This window comes from Aquimarina longa SW024, from assembly GCF_001401755.1.
In the GTDB taxonomy this organism is placed as follows: domain Bacteria; phylum Bacteroidota; class Bacteroidia; order Flavobacteriales; family Flavobacteriaceae; genus Aquimarina; species Aquimarina longa.
Genome location: NZ_AVQK01000054.1, coordinates 1 through 9786, shown reverse-complemented (window position 1 = coordinate 9786; position 9786 = coordinate 1). Strand labels below are relative to the sequence as shown.

The 9786-nt window shown below is 29.5% G+C and carries 10 protein-coding genes and 1 pseudogene; all 11 read right to left on the bottom strand.

Annotated elements, in window-relative coordinates; all coding sequences use genetic code 11:
* Nucleotides 1–157 (bottom strand): annotated as a pseudogene (locus N456_RS23720) (DDE-type integrase/transposase/recombinase); the annotation flags it as partial.
* Nucleotides 157–453: a hypothetical protein gene (locus N456_RS08450; protein ID WP_062055904.1), complete on the bottom strand. Its 297-nt coding sequence runs from the start codon at nucleotides 451–453 to the stop codon at nucleotides 157–159. The gene N456_RS08450 and the pseudogene N456_RS23720, both read right to left, overlap by 1 nt.
* A 20-nt stretch (nucleotides 454–473) precedes the next feature.
* Nucleotides 474–821 carry a hypothetical protein gene (locus tag N456_RS08445; protein WP_062055902.1) on the bottom strand — a complete coding sequence of 116 codons (348 nt, stop codon included), beginning with the start codon at nucleotides 819–821 and terminating at the stop codon, nucleotides 474–476.
* A gap of 122 nt (nucleotides 822–943) precedes the next feature.
* Nucleotides 944–2011: a hypothetical protein gene (locus N456_RS24345; RefSeq protein ID WP_062055900.1), complete on the bottom strand. Its 1068-nt coding sequence runs from the start codon at nucleotides 2009–2011 to the stop codon at nucleotides 944–946.
* Between the two features lies 1 nt (nucleotide 2012).
* Nucleotides 2013–2324: a hypothetical protein gene (locus N456_RS08435; RefSeq protein ID WP_062055898.1), complete on the bottom strand. Its 312-nt coding sequence runs from the start codon at nucleotides 2322–2324 to the stop codon at nucleotides 2013–2015.
* Nucleotides 2325–2547: 223 nt separating this feature from the next.
* Nucleotides 2548–3525: a hypothetical protein gene (locus N456_RS08430; protein ID WP_062055896.1), complete on the bottom strand. Its 978-nt coding sequence runs from the start codon at nucleotides 3523–3525 to the stop codon at nucleotides 2548–2550.
* Nucleotides 3526–3683: 158 nt separating this feature from the next.
* Entirely contained in the window at nucleotides 3684–4715 is a 1032-nt protein-coding gene (locus N456_RS08425) for a hypothetical protein (protein WP_062055894.1), read from the bottom strand.
* Nucleotides 4716–4808: 93 nt separating this feature from the next.
* Nucleotides 4809–6080 carry a MutS-related protein gene (locus N456_RS08420; RefSeq protein ID WP_062055892.1) on the bottom strand — a complete coding sequence of 424 codons (1272 nt, stop codon included), beginning with the start codon at nucleotides 6078–6080 and terminating at the stop codon, nucleotides 4809–4811.
* 184 nt (nucleotides 6081–6264) lie between these two features.
* Complete coding sequence (locus N456_RS24845; RefSeq protein WP_205410261.1) at nucleotides 6265–7020, bottom strand: hypothetical protein; 756 nt, start codon at nucleotides 7018–7020, stop codon at nucleotides 6265–6267.
* Nucleotides 7021–7327: 307 nt separating this feature from the next.
* Nucleotides 7328–8176, bottom strand: coding sequence for a hypothetical protein (locus N456_RS08410; protein WP_062055890.1), 849 nt, complete (start codon nucleotides 8174–8176; stop codon nucleotides 7328–7330).
* Nucleotides 8177–8390: 214 nt separating this feature from the next.
* Nucleotides 8391–9786, bottom strand: a 1396-nt coding sequence (locus N456_RS08405) for a GmrSD restriction endonuclease domain-containing protein (RefSeq protein ID WP_062055888.1), incomplete at its 5' end; no start/stop codon positions are given.

Genomic DNA, 9786 nt, shown 5'->3' with positions numbered 1-9786 from the left:
CCATTTTCCAAGCAGGTACTATGGTTTGATCAGTAAACAAAGAAGTACTCAATGACCAACCTATCACCTGACGGTCATAAAGATCAATTAATGTTGTTAAATATAACCATCCTTTATTGGTTTTAATGTAAGTAATATCAGAGACCCAAACCTGATTTAATCGTTTCCGTTCCAATCAATTTCTATATCCTTATTTTCAATTTCTCGTTGGATAGAGAATTCATTCGAATACCTTTTCATTAATGGCGCAGAAATAGCATTATTGATATAGTCTTTTATTTCTTTACTTGACTCAACAAGAGTTCCACGAGAACATATAAATCCGTCAAATTCAATTCCGATACTTTCCTCCGAATGTTTCAAGACATAAGCCCAAACAGAATGGTAATCTCCTTCGACAATGACCTCTCGATTTTGTTCTTCATTTATTTTAGATAAATAGATTTCGTTCATTTAAGACTTCTTGATTTGTTTTACCATAAATGTGGTTTTGCAAAATAAAGCCAACTACACCATAAAGTCCATAAGCAACTGAATAAAATTCCGATAATGAAAAATACCATTCGTAACCTTTTAATTCCGACTTTGTTTTTCAGGTAATACCAGTCAAATAATTCCAATAAAATTCCTAATGAATAAAAAATATTTGCTCCAATTCCCCAAATAATAATTCCAATTGTGTCGTCTATTGTCCAAGAGTATTCTCCTCTTGAAAGTCCATCGTAAATTCCAAAAATTCCGAAAAGTCCAACAGCAACATTATAAATCCATCTTTTGGATTCCCACCATTTTATGTTCGATTTTAATTGTTCTATCGTCATTTTCTTAAATTAACCACAACGTTCTCGGCTATGAGTAGTTGCGTGGTTTAACACTTAACTTTGCAAGTACACACCAAACTGAAAATCCGCGAGGATTTTCAGAAATAGACGAGAACAAGCAATTACTTATAGCCAATGTTAGCATTAGTTATTTCTACGATTATTCTTTCAATTTGTTCAGCAAAATTTCCGATTACAATATCTTCTGTTTCAAATAATATTGGTTTCAAGCCTATAAAAATTCCTTTCCCATTTGGATGAGGAACTAAAGTCAGATTTTGTCTTACACTCAAACTTTCTATTGATTGAGTAAGTTTTTCGGTTAAATCCCAACCTTTTTCAGTTATTCCGCCAATTGATAACCAAAATGGCGTATCTGCACATTTTTCCCACAAGTCTAATTTAAGAGCAAAATTCATTCCTAATTCGGCAGTTGCAAAATATCTGTGATAACCATATCTCTGTGGTGTTTTTACTAATCCTTTTGTCGATATTCCCTTGTTTCTGTTCTTTAATTCATCCACAACTTTATCTACAATTTCGTAATACGAATTTATGTTTTTCGCAATTTTTGGTGATAAATCTTCGTCTGTAATTGGTTGAAAAGAATTTTGATCAATTGAGTCACAAAGTCCAATAATTTGGTTTAAATCCGAAATTAAATTGATGTTGTTGGTTTGCTCAATTTTAGACTTGATTGAGTTTAAAACTTCATTCCAACTTTTTATAAATATGTGTTTGTTTGAAGATTTAATTAATATTTTTAAATTCTCTGTGTCAATTTCCAAATCTTTATTTTCCTCTAAAATTCGAGATTTCACTTCCTCAAAAACTGTTCTTGTTCGTAAAGTTGGAACAAGAAAAATTAAAACAGTATTATCTTTTAATCTTTTTAAATATCCGTTTGGTTGATTGTGAGTTAATGAAGCCCAAAATTTAGCTTCGATAAGCAAAACTTCTTTTCCATTTTCATCTTTTCCACTAATATCAGGTCTTTCTAAATCTTTCCCAACATTTTGAGTTTGAAAAGATAAGTCTGAAAATATCAAATTAGTATTTACTTTGACTATTTGATTAATAACTTTTCTGCTTTCTAAAGATTGTTTTAAAATATAAACTAAACCTTCTGACGCAATATCTTCTTGTGAACCTTTAATTCTGTTGTAAAATTGACCTAATAATGATTGCATATTATTCTTTAAAAATTTCGGGTAATCTTCCGTTTTTTATTCTTTCGTGATAGGTGTCAGCAATTACACAACGATTGATTATATTTTCCATATGCCAATATGTGTAACCATTATAATCAAAATAGACTTGCTTTTTTTGGTAGAAATAATTTTCGTAACCGAATGTGTCAATATGATTTGCTAATTCTAAATACAAATTATTATCGACTCTTTCTTGTACAATATATTCGTGAGGATAAGTTTTTGCGTAAGTTTTTGCAAAAATCCATTCTTGATTTTCTATAAATTCCTTCAGTTTGTTGTTTAGTTCCAAAGTTCGTTTTTAATTAATGCTAACGGTGAGTATAAGAAACGTAGGGCATCGGATTAGCACTTTCGTTTCGATTTATTACTTAGCTAAATATAAATATTTTGTTTTTATCTTTTCTTCTATAAATGCCAAATTTTATATTTAGCGGACTTTGCTAAAATGCACAGACCTTTCGGTTTAGCACAAATGCCCTATGTTTTTTATACATTGTTAGCATTTCGGCTTATTACGTAATTATATCAATATCTGGTTTTGATTTATGTAAAATTAAATTTTCGTTTTTTTCTATTAATTTTAATTCAAGTCCGCCTATTATGGTGTCAAGAGTGGTTTGTTTTATTCTAATCCCTGAATTACTTTTCCATTTACCATTAATGGTTCTGCCTTTTATAAATTCGTGCATATACCTAAATACGAAAATTAATGTCCAAGTGTAATCTTTCATACCTGAGTGCATAAAAATATTAGCCCAACCATTTATTCTTATTATGTTTTCAAGAGGAATGGCGAAATCTATATCGTTCTTGAATAATTTTAGCTCGTCAAATATTTGGCTTAGTGGTAAAGGTTCAAAACTATCTTTTGATTTATCGTAAGTACCCATAATTCCAAATCCACGTCTTATTTTTAACTCTAATAATTGACGAATAACAGCAATTGATAAATTTGGCTCTCTTTCTATAAAAGAATGAAATGATACTTGACCAAAAATTATTTGAGGAACTAATTGATAAAGTGAAAAATCCCTTTGGTAAAGGTTTTTGCCAACTGAAAACTTCTCGGGATTCTCTTTTTTAATTACCTGTTTATAGTCTTGAATGAACAGAGCTAAATCAAATAGTATTTCTCTTAGTAAGTTATAATAGTTGTAAATAACCATATCTTTTCCTTCCTCGATATTATACTTTTCAATATTTTCGATGAAACCGTCATTCAATAACATTTTTTCGAAAACGTTTTTAAGAGCACACAAATGAGCTTTGTAATGTTCTTTAGAAGCTACTTTTTTATTTAAGTCGTTTGGTGTTTTAGATAATATCTGTTGAATTATTTGGTCATCATTTTTTTGAGGTAATTTTTTCAAACCCATTTCAGACAAAACATAATCTATGTATTCGTTAAGTCCACCATTTCGTAAATATTTCAGTTTTTGAAGAATACTATCTTTTGTTTCTTCTAGTTCAATAAATTTTTGAATGTTCATATATTTTCTTCAGCTGAATGCTAACGGTCTCGGCTATGAGTAGTTGCGTGGTTTAGCGGTTAACTTTGCAAGTACACACCAAACTGAAAAGCCGCGAGGATTTTCAGAAGTAGGCGAGAACAAGCAATTACTTATAGCCATTGTTATATGCTGGCTTTTTATTCGCATAAAATTATTAAACCAGATTCTATTTCTTTGATTTTTTTCATAGAGCGATTTACATTTATTTTCATTGGCATTCCATTGTCAGATTCTTTCAAATTATTCATTTCTGATTTTGATAGTCTCACAAAATCAAAAGTATAGACAATAAGCTTGTCTTTCGATTTTTTGCCAGTTCCTGGAACTATATGTGAAAAAGGTTGAAGATTGTTTAGTTCCAAGGTCTTATTGATTTTAATGACTGCACCTGTTCCGAAAATGTTTATTTGAACATCTCTCTTGTTGGATTCGGTATGTGCTTCTTCTACTTCTGGAAAATTAAAGGTGATTTCAGTAGGTCTCTTAAAGTTTTTGCTTACTGGAATTATAGAAAGTACTCGATTATAATTGTTATTTAATATGAATTTATCAGTAGATTGATACTCTTGTTCTGAAACATTTTTGACATAATCAGTTTGAACTCCAACTACTAGGTCAGATGCCGTAAAATCGAATTTGTTATCTCCACTTTTTTCTAATTTCGCTTTTAATTTTCCTTCAATTTTTTCTTCTACAACATCAATTTTTAAAGAAGTTGTGTCTTTTACCTCTAGTTTAATTTCAACATCCGATAGTAACACATTCTTTATTACTATTACATCATTCGCACTTCCATAAACTTCATCCTTTTTTCCAAGTATTTTGTACATGTTATTTAATTCAACACTAATAGATTGAATTTTACCTCGGTCAACATCGGCTTTGAAAATTTCTTTTAAGCTACCTTCAAGTGAATTGGAGATTTTCTTTTTGGAAGTAACATTTAATGTACCGCCAGGTTCTTTACGATTAGAAATTTCAATTTCTTTTATTGAATCTAAAGGTTCTCCAGGTTGGCTATTTAATATTGTTTGACCAGGATAATATACTCCTAAACCTTCAGGTAATTTAAGTGTTTCATGGTTAGGAATTATATTTTTACAAGGTTTGCAACTAACTATTAATAATATTAGTAAAAAAGTACAGTTGATTTTTAATTTTGCCTTCATGTTATTTGATCTTATGGTTGGTCAAGCTTGCATATAACGTTAAGTATAACAAGCGTAGTCTGCCGTTAGGCGACTATGATTTGTTATACAGTGTTATATGTATACTTTTTTAGTTAATAGCTTATTCAGCCCTTCTTTTTCAAATAATATCCTTCCAACTTTTACATTTGACCATCCTTCTTTCAATTTGTAAGTAAAAGTAGGTGTATTATTAATCAACTTACAGTCAATATGGAATGTAGAAACTCCATCTAATTTAGTCTCTTTTAATTGCTGAATGTGAGTTGAAATAAAGAACAAGGAACTTTTAAATTCCGCCAGTCCGTTAATTGTAGTTTTATAAATCTCTAAGGCATCTTCCAAATTTGTTCCGCTAAAAAGTTCATCAAAAATAGCGAGACAGCTTTCCTCCGATGATTTTAAAACGACTTTTTTAAGATTTTGAACTTCTGTCATAAAATGGCTATATCCATTTAAAATATCATCTCTATGATTTATTCCAATTGAAAAGTTCTCAAAAAACGGAATTATGCCATTTAACGCAGGTATACCAATTCCAATATGCCCCAAATAAATTGATAAGCCAATAGCTTTTAGAAATGTTGATTTTCCAGACATATTTGCCCCGTTTAATAGTATGACATTACTTGAAGTACTGAAATCATTTTTCACTGGTTTTTCAAGCAAAGGATGATAAAAATTCTCTAAAACAATTTTTTTTCCAAATTCGGGGAACGCAAAATTTCTTTGTTCAATAGTTTGATTTATTGAAAAGTACGCTTCAAAGCAAAATAAATTTTCCCAAAATAAAGAAATTTTATCTTTTGATTTTAACTCATTTATCTTTTTGCAAACTTCAATGATCTCGTAATCTTTAAATTTATATTCTCTAATTAAGTTGTCATAGTATTCAAGGTTGAATACCGATAGGAAATCAATAATTTCACGAAGCTTTTTCTCATAAGTTTTCGGAAAAGCATTTAAGCTTAACCTCGAAAAACAAAAAGCATTTAGCCTATGGAAAAGTAATATCATTTGAGAAAGCCTGGCTTTATGTTCAACTTTCACTTTTTTTGAAGTCAAAAACCTATACTTAAACTTTTTTTCAGATAGTTCGTCCAAATCATATTTGTTGAGGAAATGATAAACCTCTAATAGATAAGAAACTGAATACGAATAATCTTTGAGTATTTTATTGTTGTCAGAAAATCCACGAAAAATATGCTGCCTTAACTTAATTTCCTCAATACTTTTTAATGGTTGATTTAATATTTCAAGTATTTTAGCACTAGAAAATTTGTTTATAGTGTTGTCAAATAAAGGAAGTATTTCCTTTTCGATATTTAAGTCTTGTATATTATTCATTCACTAATTAAAGACGGTTTTAAGTTTTTGGAGTTGCATATAACGGTCTCGGCTATGAGTAGTTGCGTGGGTTAGTACTTAACTTTGCAAGTACACACCAAACTGAAAATCCGAGAGAATTTTCAGAAGTAGACGAGAATAAGCAATTACTTATAGCCATTGTTGGCAATAGTTTTTATTAGGGTTACCAGATATTAATAATTTTTTTCAATTCACTTTCTCCAGAAGTATTAATAGTTAATGTTGATGGGATTATACTTGTTCCTTTATATTCAGGTGAAGCGGAGTAACCTAATTTTTGTCCTTTCATTAATAATTCTTCTACTTTATTATCAAATTCTTTTTTCTGCATTTGAGTTGATTTTGGTACATAAAGAATATTCATAGGCATTTCCATACCACCAAACTCCAAGGGTGTAAGATATATCTTAGATAGTTCTCCCTTATTAAATAAGTCAATAGCTTTTTGATGATTGTCAATTGTTTTATAACTCACATTATCTTTTTCGGTAATAGATATATCAAAATTATTTTCTTTTTGTGAAGTTATTTGTTCTTCAATGTTTTTTGAGATTTCAATATATTTTTCAGATTTAACAAAATTAACTATATCTCTAACCATAGAATTCTTAGGTTCCTTTTTTATTATATTTGATAATTGTCCTAATAATTGTGCTTCTTCTTTTGACCTTACTTTAATAGGATAATTATTTAAGTGCATCCTTCCTTTAGTAAATCCTTTTTTTGTGATTTTATGGTAAGGAAGAAATACCTCAAAACTATTTCCTTGAGAGTCTTTTAAATACAATGTTTTTGATCCACCGTCTAAAGTTAAAGAACTATTCACTTTTTTTAAGTCACCAACTATTTTAATATTTAGGTCTTCTAGAAATAATATTTCTTTTTTTTTGAATAAGGTATTTAAAATTTTTTTTATCATAATTATTTAGTTTTTGTATCAAATTCTGACTAACGGTAAAATTTTCACTTCCAATTTACTCTAAAATTTTTTCTGTTAGCTTAAGAAGTTAATAGAGTTTCTTTATGTGAGGAATTATTGCCAACGTTTAGTATATGGCAAGTAGGGCAGTAGAAAGCGATAAACTTTCAAGTTTGCACTGAGCCAAAGCGTTGTATTTTGTTTTTAATTTATTCATTCTTAAAAGCCAAATCAACGATTTGGCGGTGTTGGTAAATAGCACTGAACTTTCGTATACCAACGAACGCCCTATTTGCTATATACAGTGTTACATGCTTTTCTTTTCTATTTCTTCTTTTGCTTCTTCTATTACTTGTTCAACTTTATCCTCTTTCTCTTCCTCAGGTGCAATTGATTCTTTGTATGCCTTATACTTTGGACTAGGCCATATTTTGTTTAGTTCTTGTTCTAATATTTCGGTCAATTGAAGGCAACATTCATATGATTGCAGGAAATACTGTACATCGACAGGCAAATGCTCACCTGATTTCACTCTGGCTAAAGTTGCAGCCTTTGAAGTATAAATATCATTTGCTATACCAGAGTTATGAATGTGAATGTCTCGAGTTGCTTTCAATTCTATATACTTATGATATGGGGGCTGTTCTAATAAGTTTACACTAACGAGTTTGTTGAATTCTTCGGCATATTCTTTTGGGGATTTATATGCAAGTTCATTTTGAATAGAATCAACAATCGCAAATTTAATTTCATCTAAAGATTTAGCACTTAAAACAGTTTCTGTATCTACCTTTCTTTTGTTAGAAATTTTTACTGGGTACTCTATGAGAGTGTTTCGCACAATATCTCCAAGTAAGGATTCTATAATGGTTACTAATTGAAATAATCCATCAATAGGGAGTTTAGATAGGGCTAAATAATTATATCTAGAAATTAATTCTTCTTTAGTGTAATTATGTGTTGAATTAATTGGAGTATTATCCGCTTTATATCCAACTGGGTATGTAATGGAGATTTTGTCTTCTTTTTCTTCTTCTATTAACTGAACAAATTTTTGGTAAGAAGTATATGTCAATTGAGCCATCTCTCCTTGCATGAAAAGAAGACTTCTAGCGTCTGCTATAGTTTGGTATAATTTATCTCCGAAGTTTTCCATATTGTAATTGCATGTAACGGTTTGTGTATGAGTAGTAAGGGATTAGTGATACAATAATTTTCGGATTTAACACTTAGCCAAATTTGCAATTTTACTATTTTCTTTTTCTATTTAATTTTCAAATTGCAAATTTGGCGGACTTTGTAAATAAGCACCAATTTTCGGTTAAGCAATTACCTCTTATTACTTATACACGTTGTTACCACACGTTTTTTTATTCGTAATTTTCATTATTATTCTTAGCTCGATTAAAGTATCTTAAAACTAATTGAGCGTTTTCTATTTCAGTTTTTCCACCTTTTGAAAATGGTATAATATGGTCTACTTCTGAATCTTCAATTGCAAGAATTGTTTGTTTTGAAATAGCACAAACTGGATTTTTTTCAAATAGCTCTTTTTTAACTTGGTATGAAAAAGTTCTTTGTTCATATCCGTTATTTCCAATAATCTCATCTAACTTTTCAAGCCAAATATTAAATCGTTTTTTTAGAACATCTTTGTTAGAAGTTTGGATTAAAATGGCATCACTAAATTCTCGATTGTTAATCATTAGTTCAATCATTGCTTCTCTAATGTAATCGGCATTTCGTAAAACTTCATTTTTTGAAAAATGCACAAATCCACACATTTGAATATCATAAAGTGCCATATTAATTCGTGTAGTTGTCCAGTTTCCTTGGTCTCTTTCTTTGTCAGATGGAATATATCTTCTAAAAGCTGTTTCTCCAAAAACCACCTTTACAAGATCAATACAGTCGTTAAATCTATTTCTATATTCTTTAGCTTTTTCGTCTGATAAAAAACGATTATCTCTTAATTCCTTATTACAGAATTGTTTCATACTCGGTTGATAATTCAAATGAGATTTTTCACTTAAAGCAAAAAACCTTAAAATCATACCTCTATAAATCATTCGTTTTTTATAGTTGTCTTTTTGAACTACATTATGAAAAACTTCACTTTGTTCAAGTTCAGCTAAGAGTTTTATATATTCTCCTCTATAAACTGTATTTCTTATTTCGTCTTCATTAAGTTTTATAGAACCTGTATTTAACCTTTCAAATATTTCAAATTTAACATCTTCATTAGATTCCTTTTTAATCACAATTGTATGTAAAGTCGTTTTTCTAATCTTGTTTTGATGTTCTTTTTCTAAATCAGCAAATATTTTCCTGTTAAGTTCTTTGAAAACTTTTAATCCAGTTAATTTAAACGTGTCTCCGTTTGGATATTTACCATTTATAAAAGATAAAAATGAAGTTAACCTTTGTTGTCCATCTATTACACTATAAGTTCCGTCTTGCTCTTCTGCAAGATAAATTACAGGTATTGGAACGTCCATAATTACAGATTCAATTAGTTTACTTGCAATTTTTGGTGTAGCAACATATTTTCTTTGATATTCAGGCTGTAATTCTAAATCTCCATCTTGTAACATTGAAGCAAATTCACGAATAGAAAAATCTTTTGCTTGCCAAACTATTTTTCTACTATCTTCCTCATTCAATTCAAGTTCTTCATTTTCTGTTACAGAATTTAAATCATCTGTTTTTTCTTGAATTAATTCATCCAATGTCTTTTCTTCCATATTTTGGTTTTTAATGTGTGGT

Coding starts and splice junctions, on each gene's coding strand:
- N456_RS08430 (WP_062055896.1), bottom strand. CDS start 3,525: ATGAACATTCAAAAATTTATTGAACTAGAAGAAACAAAAGATAGTATT.
- N456_RS08410 (WP_062055890.1), bottom strand. CDS start 8,176: ATGGAAAACTTCGGAGATAAATTATACCAAACTATAGCAGACGCTAGA.
- N456_RS08420 (WP_062055892.1), bottom strand. CDS start 6,080: ATGAATAATATACAAGACTTAAATATCGAAAAGGAAATACTTCCTTTA.
- N456_RS24345 (WP_062055900.1), bottom strand. CDS start 2,011: ATGCAATCATTATTAGGTCAATTTTACAACAGAATTAAAGGTTCACAA.
- N456_RS08425 (WP_062055894.1), bottom strand. CDS start 4,715: ATGAAGGCAAAATTAAAAATCAACTGTACTTTTTTACTAATATTATTA.
- N456_RS08450 (WP_062055904.1), bottom strand. CDS start 453: ATGAACGAAATCTATTTATCTAAAATAAATGAAGAACAAAATCGAGAG.
- N456_RS24845 (WP_205410261.1), bottom strand. CDS start 7,020: ATGATAAAAAAAATTTTAAATACCTTATTCAAAAAAAAAGAAATATTA.
- N456_RS08445 (WP_062055902.1), bottom strand. CDS start 821: ATGACGATAGAACAATTAAAATCGAACATAAAATGGTGGGAATCCAAA.